We start from the raw sequence: 21,388 nt of genomic DNA on the forward strand, positions 1-21,388 counted from the left end.
CTCGCCCGGGTCGACGGGCACCACACACGACACGAACGCCCCACCTCCGCCGCCACCGCCACCGCCGCCCCCTGCGCCGCCGGCGCCGCCGCCACCCCCACCCCCGTCAGCGGGCCCGATGAAGTAGCTCCCGCCGCCGCCACCACCTCCGCCGCCACCACCACCGGCGCCCACCCCGCCGGGGCCGCCGGCGCCGACCAGGTAGATGGTCATCGACGTCACCCCGGCAGGAACGGTGAAGTAGTAGGCTCCGGGCTCGGTGTACTCCTGTCGCCCGACCGCAGCCGGCGCCGCCGCGGAAGCTGTCGCCGCAGACGCCGCCGCGGACGGGGACACCACCGCCCCCAGCAGCATGGCGCCGAGGCCGACGGACACCCGTAGACGCGATCGGCGACGCGACCCCACCGGACCTCGTACCGGCGACCGGTGCGTGATCGGGGACTCCGGCGCGCTGTGCAGGGGAGCACGGGAAGCCGTGGGTAGAAGCGGTGCAGGCATGTCGAGGGACCCTTTCGGAGAGCGGATTGTCGGCGGCACGGTGCGAACCGGGGTGAACTCGTGGTGCCGGGTGCGCCATCGGGCGCTTTCGGGAGGATCGCGTCAGGGACGGCTGCGCGCACGGTCCAGGCCGACCCGCGCCGCATGACGGGACCCTCGGCTACCTACCAGGTGATCAGGACGTAGCCGGGTCCGCCGTTGCCGCCGCTGGCGGCTGGGGACAGGCCTGCCGTGCCGTCGGTGCCGGCCTGGCTTCCGGGGCTGGGGTTCGGCCCTCCGCCATGGCCGCCATTGCCGCCCGCGCCGCCCGCGCCGCCGGGAGCCCCGGTGCCGCCCTGGCCGACGCCCGGAGGCAGAGTGATCGGCAGGGAAGCGGGAGGCTGCGCCGCCGCGCCGCCCGACCCACCGGAGCCCCCGTCACCGCCCTGACTTGCCGCGCCGCCACTGCCTACCGAACCTGCGATCCCGGTGCCGCCCGCCCGCGCCGCATAGCTGGATGTCCCGGCCTGACCGGAACTGCCCCCGTTGCCTCCCACCAGGACGGCCCCGGTCCCGGTACAGCGGTTGGCCCTGCCGCCGGCTGCCCCGCCGCCGCTGCTGCCGCCCGCCGAGAGGCTGCCGCCAAGCCCTCCGACGCCGCCCCTGCTGCCGGCGGCCCGCTCACCGCGGAGGCCCTCGCCCCCGCCCCCGCCTCCGGAGCCGGCTCCGCCCACCTCGCCGCCGAACGCCTCCGCGAGTCCCCTGCTCACCACGGCGTAGACCACCGACTGCCCGCCCTTGATGTTCCCGGTGTAGGCGGTGCTTCCTGCCCCACCCCGGGTACCGTCCTGCCCGGGCGAGAACAGGGAGTCCGCCCTACCGCCCGACCCCGCGCCGCCACCCCTTGCCCCGCTGACGATGCTCCCCGGCCGTCCGACGGTGCCATAGATCTCCTCTCCCGGTTTCACGGCGAGCGTGCACGACACGAAGGACCCGCCGCCACCGCCACCACCACCCCCACCGCCACCCCCACCGGCACCACCACCACCGCCACCACCAGCGGCAGGCCCCAACGTGTAGCTCCCGCCACCGCCGCCGCCACCACCTCCACCGCCCCCACCGGCAACACCGCCGGGGCCACCGCCCGCCATCACATAGACGGTCAGCGACGTGACCCCCGCCGGGACATAGAAGGCGAAGTCTCCCGGTCGGGTGTACTCCTTCTGCCCGGAGGGCTGCGCTACGCGCGGGAGCGTCCCTCCGGCGGCGACCGCCGAGGCCGGAAACACACCGGCCATCATCACCAGGCCACCCACCAACGCCAGTGCGCCCACCGCCGCCCGCCGCAAACGAGAGGGCTCTCCACTCCGTCCGACCATGACGTCGTCCTGCCTTTCGGGTCCGTTGACGCGGAAACGCGCAAAAGGGGACGACCCACGCCGCCACGGCCCTGGCACCGGCCCCACTTTGAGCATCGACCGCCGCCCACCACACCGCCACCGTTGACGGGGCATCCGCAGTACCCTGGGCCGGCCACCTCGCCATCGCGATCGCGGCCGACCGCCGGGCAGCCGCTGCCACTGCCACTGCCACTGCCACTGCCACTGCCCGAATGGTTCCCTGTGGACGAACCACACCTTGTGGCGACAGGCACCGCAGACCGCGCCGCTGTCTCCAGGCTGACCTGACCTCAGCCGACCCCGGGCAGACCCCGCCCGGCCCGCGGTCCGCACCCGAAGCGGGACCACGTTCGGGGGTGACAGCTGTTACCAGGTGAGCAGGACGTAGCCGGGTCCGCCGTTGTGGCCACTGGTGGCCGGGGCCCCTCCGGCGGTGCCGCTCTGACCGGCCTGGCTTCCGGGACTGGGATCGGGGCCGCCTCCGTGTCCTCCAACGCCTCCGGCTCCGCCGCTCGCGCCGTCAAGGCCGGAACCGCCCTGACCGACACCGGCGGGAAGGGTGATGGGCAGGGCCACGGAGGACTGGCCGGGCGCACCGCCCTGACCACCGGTACCGCCGCTCCCGCCACCCGTGGATGAGCCGCCGCTCCCCACGCGGCCGGCGCTGCCGGTGCCACCGGCTCGCGCGGCCGAACTGGACTGGCCGCCCCGGCCATAAGCACCGCCGCCGCCATTGGCCAGGACGGGGCTGGAACCCGTGCAGGCATTGACCCTGCCGCCCGCTGCTCCGGCGCCGCCACTGCCGCCCGGGACTCCGGCACCGCCCAGCCCGCCGACGCCACCGGCGGAGCCGCCTGCCCGCTCGCCCCGGCCACCGCCGCCGCCACCCCCGCCGCTGCCACCCGTTTCGCCCGGCTGGCCGCCGAGCGCCGCGGCGCGTCCCTTGCTGGTCAGGGCGGAGACGAAGGACGGTCCGCCCGGGTAGTTGCCGGAGAACGTACTGGTGCCCGCCGTGCCCGCGGTGCCGCTCGTACCGGGAGAGAAGAGGGAATCGGCCCTTCCCCCGGACCCTCCGGCACCGCCCGTACCCTGGCGCAGCAGCGTCCCAGGGCTTCCGACGAGGACCACGAGTTGCTCTCCGGCCTGGACAGCGAGCGTGCAGGACACGAACGAACCCCCGCCACCGCCGCCACCACCGGCACCTCCACCTCCACCGGCTCCCCCTCCCCCACCGCCACCGCCACCGCCGGCAGGACCCAGGACGTAGCTCCCCCCGCCGCCCCCACCACCACCGGCTCCCCCACCGCCGCCGACGCCGCCGGCACCGCCCCCGGCGACCACGTACGTGGTCACAGCGGTCACCCCCGCCGGCACCCGGAAGCGGTACCGCCCGGGCGTGGTGTACTCCTGCTGCCCCTGCCCCGACGCTCGGACCGCAACCGCGGAAGCCCCCTCGACCGGGGCCGCCACAGCGGGAGGCACACCGCCGCCCACCAGGCACCCCAACGCGAGGGGAACACCCGCGACAACCCACCGCAGCCTCGCGGCACCCTCTGCCGACCCTGCCATGACACCCTCCATCTCTCTCCGGGACGAAGCGAACGGCACCCGAAGGCACACATCCGTCGATGGATCACCTGATCCACCACCACACGACTCGCCATCGCTGTGCCCGACACGGTGAGCACGTGCGCCCCGGGCAGACGCACCACCACCGTCACCCGAACCAAAGGGAGGCGCCGGTTCCGGCGCCGCGCGGCGCCGGAACCGCCAGGATTGGGACGGCCGCGATGGGCACGGTCACAGCCGATTTCCGGATCGAGACCGAACACGACGGCTACGCCTGCGCCCTGGAGGCAGTCGTCGAAGCGCGGCTCGCCGGCATCGAACCATCGCGCCCCCGGCCTCCCGTGTCCTGACGTTCCGACGGATTCGTCACCACGAGCCGCGCCGGAGGCGCAACGGCTTCTCGATCTCAGGTCCGGGCTGGGCTCGGCTTCGTCACAGTGAGGTCAGGGTGAGAGTGACGAGGCCGCTGGCCCCCGAGATGGTGCCGTCCCCGAGCGGGCACAGTTCGGGGTTGGTGCCGGTGATGTCGGTGGCTTCCAGGATCTTCTCTGCGGTGTCGCCCGTGTAGCGACCGGCGGTGACGGTGCCGGTCAAGGTGGCGGCGCCGCCGGTGTCCTCCACGGAGGTCCAATGCACGGCGCTGGTGCTCTGGTCGCTCCAGGTGATGGTCTCGTCGAACGGGGCCAGAGCGTGGAGCAGGTTGACACAGGTCTCGCCCGGCTCAGCGCTCGTGGTCGCGCTCGTCCCGGGAAGACCCGCCTCGCACGTCGCGTAGGAGTTCTGGTTGGCGATGCTGACGTCCTGCGGCCGGTCGGTCAGCACGGGGGTGTACTCGCTGGTGAACGTGCCCTCGCACTGCACGTCCAGCAGCCCTTGAGCGTGAGCCGGTGCGCCGGCCGGGGCCAGCAGGAGCCCACAGGCCAGCGTCATGGCCCCGGCCAGGCCGACGAGACGGGAGAGCGCGAATCGGGACGGAACGGCGTTCATCGAACCTCCGGACGAGGGAACCTCAATCTGCTTTGTGCACTTACGATGACACGGAACGTCGGCGCGGAGGGAGCGCACAACGACGGCGCGCCGCAGCGCGGACAGCGACGCGGCCCCGCATGCGCCCTGCGGGCACCCCGCACCCCGGACTGCCACGACCGCCGCCTACCACGGCCCCGGGCCGCCTCCGCACCACCGGGATCGCCGCATCGATCCCCCAACCGCCCAACGGAGCAGCCGCCGTGGTGGAGGGCCCCGGCACAGTGGCGCGCGATGAGCGCAGCGGTGATCCTGTGAGCGACGACCCGCTGTCATCTCGGCCGGGCCCTCGTCATCATCATCGTCCTCACGGACCTACAGGCCAGGAGGCCAACGTTGTTCTCCTTCTCTGTCCACCGCCGAGTACGGCGGGCCGCCGCCGTCACCGTGGCCGCCGCTGCGGCAGGCGCCGCCATGCTCTCCCTCGCCGCCGCTCCCGCCTACGCCGCCACGCCCTCCTACGCCTGCGACGACGTGACCACTGTCGGCCCCCTGGGCGAGGGGGTGCTCAACTGCGTCCCGTCCGGCGGCGCTCCCAGTTCCGGGACGATCAGCACCACCTTCACCATCGTCCGCCGCTCCGACCAGGTCACCCTCACCTGCGTCCCGGTCGCCGGCGTCGCCGGGGAGGCCGTCTCCAGCGACCTGGTCACCGGCCTCTCCTGTACCGAGTAGCAGGGCCAGCCACGGCGGCCAGGCGGCCCTCGCGTCGGCGAAGTCGAGCGCCGTCCAGCCCAACGCCGGCTGGTTGCCGCACGCCACCCGGTTCGAAGACCTCCTGGCCGAGCTACCACGGCCCGTGCTGCGGCCCCGACCTGGGCCCCGGTCCAGTCCGACCTCGACCACGCCGTGGACGAGGACCTCACGCGCCGAACTCTGGCTCTTCCCGGCTTTGTTCATCCTACTGCTGCTCTTCATCCGCAGCCTGACGGCCGCCCTGCTGCCCCTTGCCGTCGCCGGAGCCAGCCTGGCACTCTCCTTCGCCGTCCTGGGGTGGGCGGGCATCCCGGCCAGGGTGGCGTGGTAGAGGTTCAGTCGAGATGCCTTACAAGAGGGGTGTGGGGTGATCTCGGACTTCTGACCGGCCTTCGCGGCCGCCTCGATCCGATGTCGTTCATCACTGCCCAGGGTGACAGGGTGGCACATGGGTCATACAGGTGAGGCGGCGGTGGTCAGATCTTGAGGGGGGAACACCTGAGTGCGGTGGAAGCGCTCCGTCCCAACCGAGTTGAACCCGTCACGCCCTGACTCATCGTCCGATCCGTGCCGCCCATGTCGACCTGGCGATCGCCGACCTGGGCTTCACCGATGTCGCCGGGGCTGCTCGGCTCGGTTCTGAGGAAGTCCTCGGCGGTGGCCGGGGCGCCTGAGCTGCGGGGTGGTTCGCGTGCTGCGTCGTCCTGGGCCGTTCGGAGGTGGCGCGCTGGCGCCGCACCCGAAGATCGCACACGATCTTGCCATGAGATCCAACGCTCCGCGTGGACCCGTCTGCGGTGCCACTCGTTCACCGCTTCCCGTCGTCCCGGCCGCTCTGCCGGTGTCCGCGCCGCGCTGTCGGCGTGCGCTGCTCGGTGTGCCCGTGGCGCTGTGCTGCCTGCTCGGCGCCGGCGCCCCCGCTCACCCCGCCCCCAGCGCAGGCGGGCCCCTCGCGCTGACCGACCAGCCCCACGGCCGGCAGGAATTCACCCGGACGGGCCTCAACAGCTTCAGGGTGCCCGCAGGTGTCACCTCGCTGGACCTGTACCTGCTCGGCGCGGGCGGCGGCGGCGCGCCCGGCGGGGGAGGTGGCGGCGGCGGAGGCGGCGGCGGGGGCGGGAACTGGACCTTCCTCGGCGACGCCACCGGCGGGGGCGGCGGAGGCGGGGCCGGCGGCGGAGGAGGAGGCGGGGGCAGCGGCGGAGGAGGCGGAGCGTCCCTGGTGTGCACCGCCGTTCCGGTCACCCCGGGCGAGCAGTTCCTGATCCGCGTCGGCGCGGGCGGCGCCCCGCGGGACCAGGGCGTGGGCGGCACCGGCGGCGGAGGCGGTGCAGCCGGTGCCACCCTCAAGCCGGCCAGGCCCGGCGCCGCCGGCAGCGCGGGCACCGCCGCCACGAGGCCATCCGTCGGTGAGTACACCGCCCTCATCAGTCTTTCCGGGGCGAAGATCAAGGCGAACGCCAACGGCGGTGACGCCGGGGTGGTCGGCGGCGCGGGCCGGGGCGGAAGCGGAGGCACCGGCGGAGAAGCCTCCACCGGATCGCTCGGCGGAGCGGGCGGCGCGGGTGGGAGCGGCGCCGCGGGCGGGACCGGCGGGGTCTCGGTCGCGGGCGGCCGTCCGCAGTCGACCGGCTGCGGACGCGGAGCCCCGTTCGTCGAAACCGCCGGCCACTCCAGCGGATCCGGCCTGGGCGGTACGGCCAGCGCCGATGCCGGCAACGGCGGCCGCGGCGCCAACGCGGTCCCCATCGGCGGCCCGGGCGGCGGCGGAGCAGGATCGCTCGGCGGCACGGGCGGCAGCGGCGGCACGGGCGGGACCCCCGCGACGATCACCCTGCCCACCGGCGTCACCCCGCCCGCCGACACCGGACAGGGCGGCGCCGGCACCAACGGCACCGGCGGTGGCAGCGGTGGCAGAGGCGGCGACGGCGGCCAGAACCCACCCGGCCCCGACGACCAGCCCGGCAACGGCGGCGCCAACGCCCAGAACGCCTCCGCAGACCCCGGAGGCAACGGCTACATCCTGATCACCTGGTAGCCACCCCGGCCACGCCCGGCCACACGAAGCGCCGGCAGCGCGGCCGGCTCCCGGATCGCGGTGGCTGAACCAGCGGACGGCTGCCGTGCCGGGCTCAGGGTGTGGACGGCGCGGACCGGGATGGCGTCCCGAACAAGTAGGGACGGGGACGCCGGGCGGCTCTCCCGGCTGGTGTGACCAGGCGGTGCGCGACGAAGCCGAAGCGTGGGACGTGACCGCGTTGTCCTTCGCGTCGCTCTGGCCCTCCTACATGCCGTTGGTGCCGATGTTGGAGGTGCCCAGGGTGTTACCGTTCGCGCCCAGCCAGGTGATCACGGCGGTGCCGGCCCCCGTCACGGTCCCGTTGCAGTCGCCCGTTCCGGCGCCGTTCGCGGTGAACGTGCCGGACGCGATGTTCGGCTGTGAACCGTCGTCCGAGTGACAGTTGAACAGCGAGGTCCTGCTTCAGGACGTAGGTGCAAGCGTGTATGTGGGGCAGGGTCGATGCGGACCACCTCGATCCACTCCGCGCCCTGCGGTAGAACCAGGACCGCGCCCCGGACACCGACTGACGGCGCACCTCGTTGAAGGGTGAGGGTTCGGGCCTTCGGGCTTCCCGGTCAGGCACAGGTGTCCACCGGCGCGGGTGGGCTCTCCAGCGGCCCCTGAGGCGTTTCCACTGTCCTTCCAGACAGCCCGCCGCGCTGTGGGGCTCCCCCGCTCCCGGCGGGCCGGATTCAGAGGAGTTTCGCTCGTATGACAACCGACGAGAGCAGTTTGGCCGCGTTTCTGCGTTCACGCCGGGAGCGGCTCAAGCCGGAGCAGGTGGGCCTGGCCTCTCATGGCCGGCGGCGCACGCCGGGGCTGCGCCGCGGGGAGCTGGCCACGCTCGCCGGATTGAGCGTCGAGTACCTCGAACGCCTTGAGCAGGGCCGGGACACCAATCCGTCCGGTGCGGTGCTCGCGGCGCTCGCCGACGCGTTGCGCCTGTCCGTCGAGGAGAAGCAGCACCTGGCGATGCTGGCGATGCGGCAGCACAGCGCCCCGCTCCTTCCCGCTCCCCCGCCGGTGGGTGAGGATCCGCGCCCCGGCGTGCGCGACCTCTTGGACCGTCTGGACCCGAACCCGGCGTGCCTGCTCGGGCCGGTCTACGACGTCGTGGCCTGGAACCGGTCGTGGGAGGTGATGGCGACGCCGATGGGTGTGCTGGACAAGACCCCGCCCAATCTCATCCGCTACCACTTCCTGCACCCCATGGCGCGCCGGATCCTTGATGAGGCGGCCTGGGCGGCGACGGCGGACGGGGCGGTCGGCTGGCTGCGGGCCGCCGAGCCCGACTGGGGCTCCGACTGCGCGTTCAAGGACCTGGTCGACGACGTGCGTGCCGTTCCCGAGTTCGCGGCCCGTTGGGCGGCCCACACGGTCGCCGCCCGGCGGCCCATCAGCAATCGCGTCCGGCACCCCGAGGCCGGAGACCTCAACATGCGCGTGGAGGTCCTGTTCGTCGGCGAGGCCAACCACTGGCTGCAGTTGTGGCTGCCGGGCGACGAGGAGACCGCCGCGGCCTTCGCCTCCCTCCTCGGCGCCGGATGAACCGCAACGTCTCCCTGCCGGTACGGGTATCCCCACGGCGTTCCTGTACGGGACGTCATCGCGCATCGTCGGGGAAGCAAGTCCGACGGAGCGGAAGGGAAACGGCAGATGGACATCAGGCCGATGCGATCCTGGATTCACCACAGCCGGGGAAGGGTACTGCGCCAGGCCGTGACCGGACGGCGCGAACTGGGCGGCCTGTACGAGGACATGCTCACGCGGCAGGGCTTCGAAGGACGCGACGCCTACCTGTACCGGCGCAGCGAGCCGACCGCCTGGAGGCACGCGGAGGCGAGCGCGGGAAACCGCAACTACGACGGGCGGTTGCTGGAGCCCACCGACCACGGCAGTGCCGGCGGAGTCCCGCTGCGGCTGTTCCACAACCCCCACCTGTCCCTCCACGTCAGCCGGCGCAGCGCGAACATGCCCTACTCGGTGCGCAACACCGACGGGGACGAGCTGTACTTCGTACACGAGGGCACCGGCACCTTCTACACCGAGTTCGGACCCATCCCCTACGAGCCCGGCGACTACGTCCTGGTGCCCAAGGGCGTCACCTACCGCATCCGCCCGGCCGGACCGGAGAACTACTTCCTCGTCATCGAGTCGACCGAGGAACTGGGCTTCGCCGACACCGGCGCGTTCGGCCGCCGCGCCCCCTTCGACCCCGGGCTGCTGTACGTGCCCTCCCCGGCCCTGGACGAGCTGGGCGACGGGCGCGACGAGGACGGGCAGTGGCCGGTCCGGGTCAAGCTCCGCGGCGAACGCGCCACCATCGTCTTCGACTCCGACCCGATCGACGTCGAAGGATGGTCGGGCGACCTGTTCCCGTTCAAGATGAACATCCGCGACTACCGGCCGGTGATGAGCGACCGCATCCACGTCATGCCGTCCGCCTACGCCGTCTTCGCCACATCCACCTTCATGGTGGGCAACTTCCTGCCCCGCCCCTTCGAATCGGCTCCCGACTCGGAACCCTTCCCGCCCTACCACCGCAACGCGGACTACGACGAGTTCACGTTCTTCCACAACGGAACCGTGCTCGGCGTGCCCGTCGCCCCGGCCACCATGTCCCTCGTCCCGCAGGGCCTGCACCACGGCCTGCCCGCCGAACTCCAGGAACAGCTGGCCAAGAAACGCAAGCCGGGCGACCGCATCGACAGCGAGGTCGTCTTCGTGGACACCAAGGTGCCCCTGACCCCCACACCGGACGCCGAGGCCGTCAGGCGCACGGACCAGGAGGCCGGCCAGGCGGGGAAGGCAGCCCCGGCGCCCTCGGCCGGGTGAAGGGCCATCGTCCCGGCGAATGACCGGGTCCGTACGGAAACACCGCCGGCACGGCATCGTCGAGCCGGGTTCGCACGAAGAAGGAGAGAAGGGTTCATCTCGTGATCAGGATTCATCGGGCAGCCGTGATCTGCGGTTCTGTTCTCGCGCTCGTCATGGCCGGCGTGGCGGCCTCGGACGCCGCCGCGCAGCCGTCGGTGACGTACTGCGCCAAGGGGACCACCGCGTACCACACGCCGGGCGACTACGGCTGCGTCCTGCCTCCCGGCACCCGCGATCACGAGCTGTTCTTCATCGGGGCAGGTGGCGGCGGCGGTGGCGGTGGCAGCTGGGGAGGGCACGGGTACGCCGGCGCCCGGGGCGGCGACGGCTGCATCCTGCTGACCGTGCACTGAGCGACTTCGCCCCGCCGGCCCTCTGAGTTGCCCGCCGTGGACACGGCCCCGGAACCGAACGCGCCTGTGGACAGGGCCGTGGGGTTCCCGTCGACCGGATGCGGGTAGGGACCGGTCCGCGTGTTGCCCGCGCACCAGGGTGGGCGGCCCGTACGGTGGGGCTCCCCACGTACACCCGAGCGGGTACGGCCGTTGGCGCCCGCACACCGGGGCGCGGCGGCCAACTCCCCTGTGAGCGGTACGAGTCGCGGAGGTGCAGTCGTGGAGCAGTGGACCAGGCGCGAGGACGAGCGGCTGCTCACCGGCCGGGGCCGCTTCGTCGCCGACATCGAGGTGCCGGGCTGTCTGGACGCGGCGTTCGTGCGCAGCGGCGTGGCCCACGGTGTGCTGCGCGGGGTGGACTGCGCGGCCGCCCGGGAGGTGCCGGGGGTGGTGGGGGCCTGGTCCGGCGCGGATCTGTCGGAGCCGGGCCCGCCCGGGACGGCGGCCTCCGGCTTCCAGGGGCTTCCGGCGGTGCCCTACACGTTGTTGGCCGGGCTGTCCACGGAGGAGGCCGTGGCCGGCCGGGAGTGGCCGGCGCTGGCGAGGGACCGGGTGCGGTATGTGGGCGAGGCGGTGGCGGTGGTGCTGGGTGAGGACCGTTACCGGGCCGAGGACGGGGCGGCGGCGGTGTCCGTCCGGGTCGACCCGCTGCCCGCGGTGGTCACCGCGAACGCGGCGGCGACGGACTCGGTCCAGTTGTTCGACGGTCTGAGCAACACCGTCTTCCGCGGGGAGGCCGGGCGGCCGATCGACGATTCGGTGTGGCGGCGGGCCGCGGTGGTGGTGGAGGGCCGCTACCGCCAGCAGCTCCTGCTGCCCTCCCCGATGGAGTGCCGGACGATCCTCGCCGTGCCCGAAGGGGGTCGGCTGACGGTCTGGTCGGGGCACCAGATGCCGCACCGGCTGCGGCGCGAACTGGCGGCGCTGCTGGGGTGGCCGGTCGACCGGGTGCGCGTGGTGGTCCCGGACACCGGCGGGGCGTTCGGGTCGAAGAGCGCGGCGTGGCCGGAGTTCGTCGTGGTCGCCCACCTGGCGGTGCGGCTGGGCCGGCCGGTGCGGTGGATCGAGGACCGGCTGGAGTCGATGACGGCAGCGCCCCGGGGCCGGGGGCAGGACCAGCGGGTGCGGCTCGCCGCAGACGCCGAAGGACGGTTGCTCGCCTACGAGTTGGAGGTCGAAGCCGACGTGGGCGCCTACCCCCACCTCGGGGCCGGGCTGCCGATGCAGACCGCCCGGATGGCCACCGGCCCGTACGTGACCCCGCAGGTGCACGCGACTGTCCGCTCGGTGCTGACCAACACCATGGTGACGTACCCGTACCGCGGTGCCGGCCGACCGGAGGCGGCGATCGCGCTGGAGCGGGCCATGGACCAGATGGCTCGTGAACTCGCCATTGAACCAGCCGAATTGAGACGGCGAAACTTCATCCCGCCGCACCACTTCCCGTACCGGACGCCCACCGGCCGGTGCTACGACAGCGGGAACTACGCCGCCGCGCTGGACCTGGCGCTGGAGACCCTGGACTACCGCGGCTGGCGGGCCGAGCAGGCCCGGCGCCGAACGGACCCTGACGCCCTGCCGCTGGGCATCGGCCTGTCCTGCTACGTGGAACGCTCCGGCGGGGAGCCGGGCGGGCTCCACGAGTTCGGCGGCGTCGAGGCCGCAGCGGACGGCACGGTCCTCGTCCGGTGCGGCGCGGCCCCCGCCGGCCAGGGGCACGAGACGGTCTTCCCCGCGCTGGTGGCCGAAGCCCTGGGCGTGGACCCGGGCCGGGTCCGGCTGGTCGAGGGGGACACCGACGAGCAGCCCGAGGGAATGGGCTCCTTCGGCAGCCGCTCCGCCCAGGTGGCCGGCGCGATGCTGCGGCACGCCGCGCAGTTGCTGCTCGACGAGGCACGCGAGCGGGCCGCGCGGCTGTGGAGCGTTCCCGCCGAGGCCGTGGAGTGGTCCGACGGCGCCGCGCGCCTCGCCCGTGGCGGCTCGCCGGCGATCGGACTGGCCGAGCTGGTGCGGGCGACCGGGCCGCTGCGGGTGGACGACCGGTTCGAGGCGGGCATGGCCTTCCCCTTCGGCGCCCACGCGGCGGTGGCCGAGGTCGATCCCGAGCTGGGCACCGTACGGCTGCTGCGGGTGGTGGCCGTGGACGACTGCGGCGTGCAGCTCGACCCGGTGATCGTGCGCGGGCAGGCCTTCGGGTCGGCGGTGCAGGGCATCGGCCAGGCCCTGTACGAAGGGATCCCCTACCGGGACGACGGCGTACCGCTGTTGGCCTCCGGGCTGCTGGACTACCTGCTGCCGACCTTCACCGAAGCGCCGGCCATCGAGGTCAGGGACACCTGCACGCCGGGCCCGGGCACGCCGCTGGGCGCCAAGGGCGCGGGCGAGTCGGGCTGCATCGGCACTCCGGCCGCGGTCGTCAACGCCGTGGTCGACGCGCTGCGGATCGCCGACCCCGACCTGTTGCAGATGCCGCTCACCCCGGACGCGGTCTGGCGGGCGGCCCGTGCCCCGAAGCTTGTGGAGGCGGCTCGGTGAAGCCGGCCGCCTTCGACTACGCCGTACCGCGCACGGTACCCGAGGCCGTCGAGGCGCTCGGCTCCGCGGACGGGACGGCCCAGGTGCTCGCCGGCGGGCAGAGCCTGATCCTCGACATGCGCCTGCACCGCGTCCGCCCCGGGCTGGTGGTCGACATCAACCGCGTCCCGGGACTCGACCGGATCGACCCGGACGGCGGCACGCTGCGGGTCGGCGCCCTGGTGCGGCACCGCGCGTTCGAATCGGCACGGGCCGTCCCCGGCCCGCTCGGTGCGCTGTTCGCCCGCGCGGCGGTCCACATCGCCCACCCTCCCATCCGCTCGCGCGGCACGATGGCGGGCAGCTTCGCCTGGGCGCACCCCGCCTCCGAGTGGTGCGCCGTGGGCGCCGCCCTGGACGCCGACGTCGAGCTGTCCGGCCCGCGGGGCACGCGCACCGTCACGGCCCGGGACTACTTCCAGGGGGCACACCTGACCGCGCGCCGACCGGACGAGCTGCTCACCGCGGTGACCTTCCCGCTGCTCGGCGAGGACACCGGGGTCGGCTTCACCGAGCACCGCCGTACGCACTTCTGCTTCGCCCAGGTCGCGGTCGCCGCCACCCTGACGGTGCGGGACGGGGTGGTCTCCGAGGCCCGGATCGGGCTGGCCAACTACGCCGACCGGCCGGTGCGGGCCCGCGCGGCCGAGCAGGCGCTGATCGGCGCCGAGGCCTGGGCACCCGTCGGCGGACACCGGCTGCCCGACGGGCACCCGTTCGTCCGGGCCGGCGGGATCGCGGCGCAGCAGGACGCCGTACCCGTGCCGGAGCCGTACGCCGACGCCGAGTACAAGCGGCACGCCGTCGCGGTGCTGGTCGCCAGGACGCTGCACCAGGCGGCACGGGACCTGCGATCCCGCCGCACCGGGCCGAACGGAGACCGCGCATGAGGATCACCCTGACCGTCAACGGCGAGACGCACCGCCTCGACGTGGAGCCCCGCCGCATCCTCGCCGACGTGCTGCGGGAGGAGTGCCGGTTGACCGGCACCCACCTGGGCTGCGAGCACGGCGTCTGCGGGGCGTGCACGGTGCTGGTGGACGGCGAGGCGGTCCGCTCCTGCCTCGTGTTCGCCGTGCAGTGCGACGGGAGTTCGGTGGGCACCGTCGAGGGCCTCGCCGGGCCGGGCGGCGAGCCCCACCCCCTTCAGCGCGCGTTCTCCGCCGAACACGCCCTGCAGTGCGGCTTCTGCACCCCGGGGTTCCTCATGGTCGCCGCCGGCGCCTTGGCGGCCGACCCCGGCCTCACGGACTCCCCCGAGAAGGTCGACGCCCTGGTCGGCTCCAACCTCTGCCGGTGCACCGGCTACGAACCCATCCGCCGCGCGATCCTGCGGGCCGCCCGCGAGCAGAACGCGCCGCGCCCGGACGACATGCGGGATCCGCCGCAGCGACCGTCCGCTCACAACCGCCCGTAGAAGACATCTCATGTGGAGAGTCGGCGGGTGCAGATGGGGGCTGCGGCGGTGCCGGCGAAGGCGGCGAAGTGGTCGGCCTTGCGTTCGTAGCGGCGGTGGAGCCGGCGGAAGCCGCCGAGCCAGGCAACAGTGCGCTCGATCACCCAGCGGTGTCGGCCGAGGCGTTGCCTGCGACCCGAGACAGGCTCGCCCGGTTGGTCAGAGGAGGGCGCCGCCGGAGACCTCGATGCGCTCGGCGGTCACCCAGCGCAGGCCCTCGGAGGCCAGCGTGGCGATGGCGTCGCCGATCTCCTCGGGTTCGCCGACACGGCCGAGCGCGGTCTGCCCGGCCAGACCCTGGCGCATACCGGCGTCATCCCGCATGGCACCGCCGTTGAAGTCGGTGGCGGTCGGCCCCGGGGCAATGGAGTTGACCCGGATACCTCGGGGGCCGAGCTCTGCGGCCAGAGTGCGGCTCAGCGCCTCGACGGCGGCCTTCGAGGCGGAGTAGACCGAGGTCGCGGGACTGGTGTGGCGAGTCAACGACGACGAGACGTTGATGACGTGGGCGCCCTGCGCCAGCAGCGGCACAAGCGACTGGATGAGGAAGAACGTGCCCCGCACGTTCGTGCCGAACACCGTGTCGAAGTCGTCGGCCGTGACAGCTTCCAGCGGACCGAAAACGCCAACCCCCGCGTTGTTGACCACGATATCGAGCCGCGAAGCCCCCCAGCGCTCAAGCAGTCCGCTCAGCTCGGAAGTGAAGGCTCCGAAAGAGGAGACGTCGCTGATGTCGAGACGCACGACAGCGGCAGCCCCACCCGCAGCGTGCACTTGCCGCGCAGTCTCCTCGACCCCGGCCACATCACCGCGATGAGTGACCACGACCCGCACCCCGCGCGCCGCCAGGGCAAGAGCCGTACTCCGGCCCAGGCCACGGTTCGCACCGGTCACCAAAGCGATCCTGTCGGCTGTCATCAGCTGCTCCCTCATCGCACGGCACCAGAGAGACATCGGGCACCGCCATCAGATGCGAGTCGGTTGACTCGCCTTTCCATTGCAGCGTAGGCACAGCAAAAGAGGCGAGTCAAGTGACTCGCCTCGGATCTGGGGCATACTGCACGCATGGCAGCAGAGCTCTCCGCACACCACCGCCGTCTCGCCCAGCAGAAGCGCGAGGCGATCATCTCCGCAGCCACGGACCTCTTCCTGAACCGCGGCTACGACGGAACCTCCCTCGCCCGCATCGCCGAAGGGGCGGCCGTCTCGAAGTCCACCCTGTTCAAGCAGTTCCCCACCAAGGCAGCCCTCTTCGAGGCCATCGTCACCGAGTCCTGGCAGCGTGACACCGCGGACACTGTCGCGCGCCCTCAGGCCGGAGACCTGCGCTCCGGCCTGACCTCCATCGGCCACCGCTACGCCGACCTGATCGGCCGGCCCGGCATGACAGCCCTGTTCCGCATCGTCATCGCCGAGCTGCCCCGCTTCCCCGAACTGGGGCAGATGCAGTTCCAACTCGGCAAGCTGCCCTACTTCACCTCGGTCCAGCACTACCTGGAGTCGGAGCACGAGGCCGGCAACGCCGACGTCCCGGACGCCGAGAGCGCCGCCAACCAGTTCCTCGGGATGATCGCCAACTACGTCCTGTGGCCCCGCATGCTGCTGACCGACTGGAACCCCTCAGCCTCTGACATCCGCTACGCCGTCGAGCAGGCCGTAGAGACCATGTTCGCCCGCTACACCTCCGATCGACCGGCCTGATTCGAAGCTGGAATTCGCACGCCGCCACCCCAGTGCTGGAGGGGCCCGTGGAGCCGTGATCGTGCGGGCCGCCGCCGTCGGCAAACGATGGCGAGCTCAAGCGGTCAGCGCATCACCGCTGTTGAGGAGGCGAGACGGCCAGCCGTGCGCCGGGAGGCAAGGACGGATGCGCGCGCAGTCCATCCCCCTGCCCCGCGCAGGGCTAGTTTCGGCCTCCCAGGCAGGCCGGGCGACCCCACGCGATCGTCACCGGGCACGGAGCCCGACTGCGACCCCACACCAGACGAAGGCCGGCACAACGATGACCGATCTCCGCGATGAGCAACCACACAGCGCCCCGGACGCCTTGTGGTGCCCCTTCCCCTCCCTGACGAACCCCCACGCCGAACAGGCCGACCGGCAGAGCCTGGACTGGCTGGCGCGCCACCGGCTGCTGGACGGTCGGCTCCGGCAGTCCGACCGGATCGGGCGCCAGCGCAGCGGCCACCTGGCCGCCCGGACCAACCCCGAGGTCTCCGCCGAGATGCTGCGCCTGCTGTCCGACTGGTACGTCTGGCTCTTCGCCTTCGACGACGGGTACTGCGAGGACCGCGAACGCGGCGACCGCCCCGGGCCGTTGGCCCGCACGACCGCTCTCCTCGCCCGGGTGATCGACCCCGAGCCACCCGGCGACGAGGCGCCCGGACCGGCCGGCGCCTACGCGGTGGCCCTGCGGGAGATCCGGGACCGGGTCGCCGCACAGGCCTCGCCGTCACAGCTGTTCCGGTGGGAGTGCACGGTCCGCGACTACCTCTCCGCCCAGGTGTGGGAGGCCGCCAACCGCGAGGCGGGCACCATACCGGGCCCGTCCGAGTACGCCGCCATGCGCAGGCACGCCGGGGCGACGTACACCTGCCTCGCCCTGGTCGACATCGCCGCCGGCTACGAAGTCCCGGCCGCGGAGGCGGACGGGCCTTCGCTTCGCAGGCTCAGGGACCTCACGGCGAACCTGGTGAGCTGGGACAACGACCTGTACTCCCACGCCAAGGAGACCGCGGGCGGCCAGGGCCGCCACAACCTGGTCGAGGTCCTCGCCCGCCACCACCACTGCTCCCCGGCCGAAGCCCGACGGTCCGCCGTCGCCATGCGCGACGCCGAGATGCGCGCGTTCATCGAGCTGAGCCGAACCATCCGCACGGACGGCAGCGACGCGGCCTCGGCCTACGCCCGCAGCCTCGGGCTGTGGCTGCGCGGGCACATCGACTGGTCCCGCCACACCTCCCGGTTCGACGTGCCGGCCCCCGCGGCGGGGCACTGATGCGCGAGGAGGACACCCCGCCCGGCACCGTGCCGTGCGCGCCGGGCCACCTGCCGCTGCTCGGGCACCTGCTCCCGCTGCTGACCCGCCCCGTACCCTTCCTCCAGTCGCTGGCCGACCACGGCCCGGTGGTGCGGATCCACCTGTGGCGCAGACCGGTTCACGTCCTCACCGATCCCGAGCTGGTCCACCGGCTGCTCGTTCGGGACGCCGCGAAGACCGAGAAGGGCTTCGTCTTCGACAAGGCCCGCGGCCTGCTGGGCAACGGCCTGTTCACCTCCGAGGGCGCGTTCCACCTCCGCCAGCGACGCCTGGTCCAACCGGCCTTCCACCGCGACAGCATCCACCGGTACGCCGCCCTGACCGCACGCGTGGCAGCGGCGGCGGTGACCCGCTGGGAGCCCGGGCGAGCCGCGCCGATCGAGCCGCGGATGCACCGACTCGCCCGGGACATCGTGGTCGAGGCACTGTTCGCCACCCGCCTGGGCCACGCCCAGAAGGCCCGGATCGACCGGGCCGTGCCCGTGGTCCTCACCGGATTCGTCCAGCGGGCGCTCTACCCGTCACCGCTGCTGGAGAAGCTGCCCGTACCGGCCAACCGGCGCTTCGACACAGCGGTCCGGGACCTGCGCACCGTCGTCGACGAGATCATCGCCCAGGCCGCCGCCCCGCACCAGGGCCCGGACGACACGCTGCTGTCCCTGCTGCTGACCACCCGCGACAAGGAGACCGGCCTCGCCATGGCACCGGCCCAGGTCCGGGACGAAGCGGTCTCGCTGCTCCTGGCCGGCACCGAGACGACCGGCACCACACTCGCCTGGTTCTTCCACGAACTCGCCCGGCACCAGGACCTGCAGAACGAGCTGAGCGAGGAGGTGCGCGCCGTCGCCACCGACGGCGCCGTGCCCCCTGGCGACCTACCACGTCTGGAGCGCACGGGGCACGCGCTCAGCGAGACCCTCCGCCTCCACACCCCCAACTGGATCCTGATGCGCCGGGCAGTGGCACCGCTCCGGTACGGCGGCATCCTCCTGCCCCCGGGGGCCGAGATCCTCTTCAGCCCGACCGCGCTGCACCGCTCCCCGCGGCTCCACCCCGACCCCTTGCGATTCGATCCCGACCGCTGGCGCCGTCCTGCGGGCCACGCCCCACCCAGACTGTTCATCCCCTTCGGCGCGGGCCACCACAAGTGCGTCGGCGAGTCCTTCGCCTGGGCCGAGATGCTCGTCGTCGCCGCAGCCGTCCTCGCCCGCCTACGGCTCAGGCCCGCCACCGCCACCCCCCTCCGGGAGAGCGCCACCGCCGCCACCATCCGCCCGCGCGGCCCGCTGCTCATCGCCGAACCGCGATGAGCAGGGGGTCGCGCGGCACGGGAGCACGAGAACGTCGCCGCGAGGGCATCGAGCCGGGGTACATCAGCGAAGCACCGATACTGACAGATCGTCAGTTCCGATTCTCTCCTGGGACATTTCCCGTGCACTGACGTACAACCGCTCCGGCTCCCGCCTCCGTAGTGTCACAGCCAGTCCCGGCCCTTGGTGCACCCGCAGCAAGCGGCAGGCCAGCGGCCCACTACCTGAAGAGGAGAACTGCGTTGTCGCAGAACATACTTGACGAAGACACCCTCGCCGTCATCGAGGCGGCGGAGCGCCTGCTGGAGGGTGAGCAGCCCGCGGAGCCGAGCACGCCGTCGTCCTGCGCGGACCAGCGGATCGCCGCCGTGATGGGTGGCGGGTTCTACACCTACTGCTGATCGGTGCCCTGCCCGCACTCGCCCGGCGCCCCCTCGGGCGAGTGCGGGTCCTCCCCCGCGCCGCAACGGCCTCCGGAGTGCCGGCGGGCCCGACCACAAGGACACACCGATGAATCCCACCGAGACTGCCGGTCCGCTGACGGTTCCCCCCGGCTGGTTCGCGGCCGTGGGCACGGAGATCGCCATGGTGCTGGAGGATCTGCGCCGTGACCACCCGAGCCTGGCGGACGCGGTCACCGGCCTGCTGGCGGCGGACGGCGGCGGCCGAAGCCCCTTCCGCCTCCTGGGCATGGCCGTCCTCGGGACGATCACCGGCGAGCCCCGGCCGGCGGCCGCGGTGTGTGCGGTCTCCCGGCTGTGGTGGGCGGGGGCCGAAGCCCTCGACGACCTCGCCGACGGCCAGGGCCCGGCCGCACCCCGGGGCAGGTCCGAACTGGCCCGCACCACCCTGGCAGCCGTGGCCTGCGGGAGCACACTGCCCCACCGGGTGGCCGACCGGTACTCGGCAGCCCCGGACATCCGCCTCTCCTGGGAGCAGGAACTGGTCCGCACCGCGCTGGACGCGCTGGAGGGCCAGTTGGCCGACACCACCGAGCCGGCGGACGACCCCGTGACGTGGCGGTCCGTCATGGCCTGCTACCGGGGCAAGAGCGGCGCCGCCTACGGCCGCGACGCGGTGATGGCAGCCAGGCTCGCCACGGACCGGCCCGAAACGCTGCGCTCCTGGCGGACCTTCGGCGAACTCTTCGGCGTCCTGCGACAGCTCGGCAACGACGGAGCTCCCAGCGCGGCGCAGGAGTTCGAGGATCTGGCCAACGGCACTCGCACCCTCCTGCTGGCCCACGCACTCGCAGTCGCCGCCCCCGCGCACCGGGAGCACCTGCTGGACCTGCATGCCCGGGCCGGCACCGACCCGGGCGCCCGTGGGGAGCTGCGGACCGCGCTGCGGGATCCGTCCGTCCTCGACGGCTACGAACGCCGGGTCGAGTCACTGCGGCAGCACTGCTGCGCGGTGCTCGACCGACTCGCTCCGGACGGCCCGTACCGGGAGCTGCTGCACGGCCTGGTCCACACCTCCGCCCGAACAGTGCCGAACGGAGTCTCCCCGTGCGCGAGTTGATCGACCGACCGGAGCTGCTGCGGTCGATGGCCGCACGGTCCGCCGGGGCCGCGCCCTTCGCATCGGGGCTGCTCGCCAGGCTCGCCGACGACGTCGAGCACGGCGGGCCGGTGACCCGCCTGATCGGACGGCACCCACAGGCCGGCGCACCCCTGTTCACCATCCGCGCCATGGCCGGGGTCCAGGGCCTGCTGACCGCCGGGCGGCTTCCCCGACTGACCGCACACCTGGCCGAGTCGAGTGCGGCGGACGGAATCGAACCGCGCGGCACCGACCGGTCGTGGGACCTCTTCGTCACGGCGATCGCCGACCACCCCGCCGAGATCGCCACCGCGCTGGACAACCCGGTGCAGCAGCACGAGCCCGTCCGGGCCGCGACACTGCTGCACGGGCTCGCACTGGTGCGGGCCCCGCGGATCCGACTGCTCGAACTCGGCGCCTGCGCCGGACTCAACCTGCTGATCGACCGCTACCGGTGGTTCGGGCCCGGCTGGGAGTGGGGCGACCCCGCCTCACCGGTCCGGCTGCCCGCCCACGGTCCGAACCCCGGAAACATCCGGATCGTGGCGCGCGCGGGCTGCGACCTGCGTCCCCGCGACCCCGCCGATCCGGCCGACGTGCAGACCGTACGGAGCTACCTGCCCTTCGAGCACACGTTCCTGCGAGCCGCCCTCGACGACGCGCTCGACCTCGCCGCCCGCACCCCGGTCCGGGTGGACCAGGCGGATGCGGTCGGGTGGCTGCGGCGCGAGCTGGCGACGCCGGCCGATCCGTCGGTGCGCACGGTGGTCTGGCACAGCCTGTTCTGGGGGTTCCTCGAACCAGGCCAACAGGACGCCCTGGAAGGGATCATGACCGATGCCGCCGCCACCGCGCCGCTCACCCGCATCGCCTTCGAACCCCACGACTGGACGATGCCGCCACGGCTCCAGCTGATCCAGTACTCCTGAGCCCACGGCGTTCACGGCACTCGCTCGACCCAGAA

Annotated in this window: 20 protein-coding genes and 1 pseudogene; 18 read left to right on the forward strand and 3 right to left on the reverse strand. The window is 73.2% G+C overall.

Going from position 1 to position 21,388, the window contains the following annotated elements; translation table 11 throughout:
- Positions 1-2,360: 2,360 nt before the first annotated feature.
- Positions 2,361-2,516 carry a hypothetical protein gene (locus tag A6F73_RS41900; protein ID WP_159398665.1) on the forward strand — a complete coding sequence of 52 codons (156 nt, stop codon included), beginning with the start codon at positions 2,361-2,363 and terminating at the stop codon, positions 2,514-2,516.
- 989 nt (positions 2,517-3,505) lie between these two features.
- Entirely contained in the window at positions 3,506-3,796 is a 291-nt protein-coding gene (locus tag A6F73_RS41905; protein ID WP_159398666.1) for a hypothetical protein, read from the forward strand.
- Positions 3,797-3,878: 82 nt separating this feature from the next.
- Here A6F73_RS41905 and A6F73_RS33110 read toward each other — a convergent pair whose 3' ends face one another.
- Entirely contained in the window at positions 3,879-4,433 is a 555-nt protein-coding gene (locus A6F73_RS33110) for a hypothetical protein (protein WP_063352061.1), read from the reverse strand.
- A gap of 375 nt (positions 4,434-4,808) precedes the next feature.
- On the opposite strand from A6F73_RS33110, the gene A6F73_RS33115 reads away from it, so the two are divergent.
- The 10 genes from A6F73_RS33115 (at position 4,809) to A6F73_RS33155 (ending at position 14,493) form a co-directional block, all read left to right on the forward strand.
- Positions 4,809-5,147 (forward strand): hypothetical protein, encoded by a 339-nt coding sequence (locus A6F73_RS33115; protein WP_063352062.1) that lies wholly within the window; start codon positions 4,809-4,811, stop codon positions 5,145-5,147.
- 217 nt (positions 5,148-5,364) lie between these two features.
- On the forward strand, positions 5,365-5,499 hold the full coding sequence (locus A6F73_RS41910; protein WP_159398667.1) for an MMPL family transporter: 135 nt from the start codon (positions 5,365-5,367) through the stop codon (positions 5,497-5,499).
- Positions 5,500-6,045: 546 nt separating this feature from the next.
- Positions 6,046-7,206, forward strand: a complete 1,161-nt coding sequence (locus A6F73_RS33120) for a hypothetical protein (protein ID WP_063352063.1) — start codon at positions 6,046-6,048, stop codon at positions 7,204-7,206.
- Positions 7,207-7,390: 184 nt separating this feature from the next.
- Positions 7,391-7,627: a hypothetical protein gene (locus A6F73_RS33125; protein ID WP_063352064.1), complete on the forward strand. Its 237-nt coding sequence runs from the start codon at positions 7,391-7,393 to the stop codon at positions 7,625-7,627.
- 314 nt (positions 7,628-7,941) lie between these two features.
- Positions 7,942-8,778, forward strand: a complete 837-nt coding sequence (locus tag A6F73_RS33130; protein WP_063352065.1) for a helix-turn-helix transcriptional regulator — start codon at positions 7,942-7,944, stop codon at positions 8,776-8,778.
- Between the two features lie 123 nt (positions 8,779-8,901).
- A complete protein-coding gene (locus A6F73_RS33135; RefSeq protein WP_063352720.1) occupies positions 8,902-10,065 on the forward strand; it encodes a homogentisate 1,2-dioxygenase in 1,164 nt (387 codons plus the stop codon).
- A 101-nt stretch (positions 10,066-10,166) separates the two neighbouring features.
- Positions 10,167-10,460: a hypothetical protein gene (locus A6F73_RS33140; protein ID WP_159398668.1), complete on the forward strand. Its 294-nt coding sequence runs from the start codon at positions 10,167-10,169 to the stop codon at positions 10,458-10,460.
- 261 nt (positions 10,461-10,721) lie between these two features.
- Positions 10,722-13,037: a xanthine dehydrogenase family protein molybdopterin-binding subunit gene (locus A6F73_RS33145; protein ID WP_079136480.1), complete on the forward strand. Its 2,316-nt coding sequence runs from the start codon at positions 10,722-10,724 to the stop codon at positions 13,035-13,037.
- Positions 13,034-13,966 (forward strand): FAD binding domain-containing protein, encoded by a 933-nt coding sequence (locus A6F73_RS33150; protein ID WP_063352067.1) that lies wholly within the window; start codon positions 13,034-13,036, stop codon positions 13,964-13,966. The genes A6F73_RS33145 and A6F73_RS33150 overlap by 4 nt, the downstream gene beginning before the upstream one ends.
- Complete coding sequence (locus A6F73_RS33155; protein WP_063352068.1) at positions 13,963-14,493, forward strand: (2Fe-2S)-binding protein; 531 nt, start codon at positions 13,963-13,965, stop codon at positions 14,491-14,493. Before A6F73_RS33150 ends, A6F73_RS33155 begins: the two co-directional genes overlap by 4 nt.
- 8 nt (positions 14,494-14,501) lie before the next feature.
- Here A6F73_RS33155 and A6F73_RS33160 read toward each other — a convergent pair.
- Positions 14,502-14,660, reverse strand: a pseudogene (locus tag A6F73_RS33160) (transposase); the annotation flags it as partial.
- A 31-nt stretch (positions 14,661-14,691) separates the two neighbouring features.
- Entirely contained in the window at positions 14,692-15,450 is a 759-nt protein-coding gene (locus A6F73_RS33165) for an SDR family oxidoreductase (RefSeq protein ID WP_063352722.1), read from the reverse strand.
- A gap of 147 nt (positions 15,451-15,597) precedes the next feature.
- Here A6F73_RS33165 and A6F73_RS33170 point away from each other — a divergent pair, with 147 nt between their 5' ends.
- From A6F73_RS33170 to A6F73_RS33190, 6 genes are all read left to right on the forward strand, one after another.
- On the forward strand, positions 15,598-16,233 hold the full coding sequence (locus tag A6F73_RS33170) for a TetR/AcrR family transcriptional regulator (RefSeq protein WP_063352069.1): 636 nt from the start codon (positions 15,598-15,600) through the stop codon (positions 16,231-16,233).
- 301 nt (positions 16,234-16,534) lie between these two features.
- Complete coding sequence (locus A6F73_RS33175; protein WP_159398669.1) at positions 16,535-17,530, forward strand: hypothetical protein; 996 nt, start codon at positions 16,535-16,537, stop codon at positions 17,528-17,530.
- Positions 17,530-18,882: a cytochrome P450 gene (locus tag A6F73_RS33180; RefSeq protein ID WP_063352071.1), complete on the forward strand. Its 1,353-nt coding sequence runs from the start codon at positions 17,530-17,532 to the stop codon at positions 18,880-18,882. The genes A6F73_RS33175 and A6F73_RS33180 overlap by 1 nt, the downstream gene beginning before the upstream one ends.
- Positions 18,883-19,124: 242 nt before the next feature.
- Positions 19,125-19,283, forward strand: a complete 159-nt coding sequence (locus A6F73_RS41915) for a hypothetical protein (RefSeq protein ID WP_159398670.1) — start codon at positions 19,125-19,127, stop codon at positions 19,281-19,283.
- A 109-nt stretch (positions 19,284-19,392) separates the two neighbouring features.
- Positions 19,393-20,403, forward strand: a complete 1,011-nt coding sequence (locus tag A6F73_RS33185; protein WP_063352072.1) for a polyprenyl synthetase family protein — start codon at positions 19,393-19,395, stop codon at positions 20,401-20,403.
- Positions 20,391-21,353 carry a DUF2332 domain-containing protein gene (locus A6F73_RS33190; protein WP_063352073.1) on the forward strand — a complete coding sequence of 321 codons (963 nt, stop codon included), beginning with the start codon at positions 20,391-20,393 and terminating at the stop codon, positions 21,351-21,353. Before A6F73_RS33185 ends, A6F73_RS33190 begins: the two co-directional genes overlap by 13 nt.
- Positions 21,354-21,388: the final 35 nt, after the last annotated feature.

The organism is Streptomyces sp. MJM8645, assembly GCF_001625365.1.
Classification (GTDB): Bacteria; Actinomycetota; Actinomycetes; order Streptomycetales; family Streptomycetaceae; genus Kitasatospora.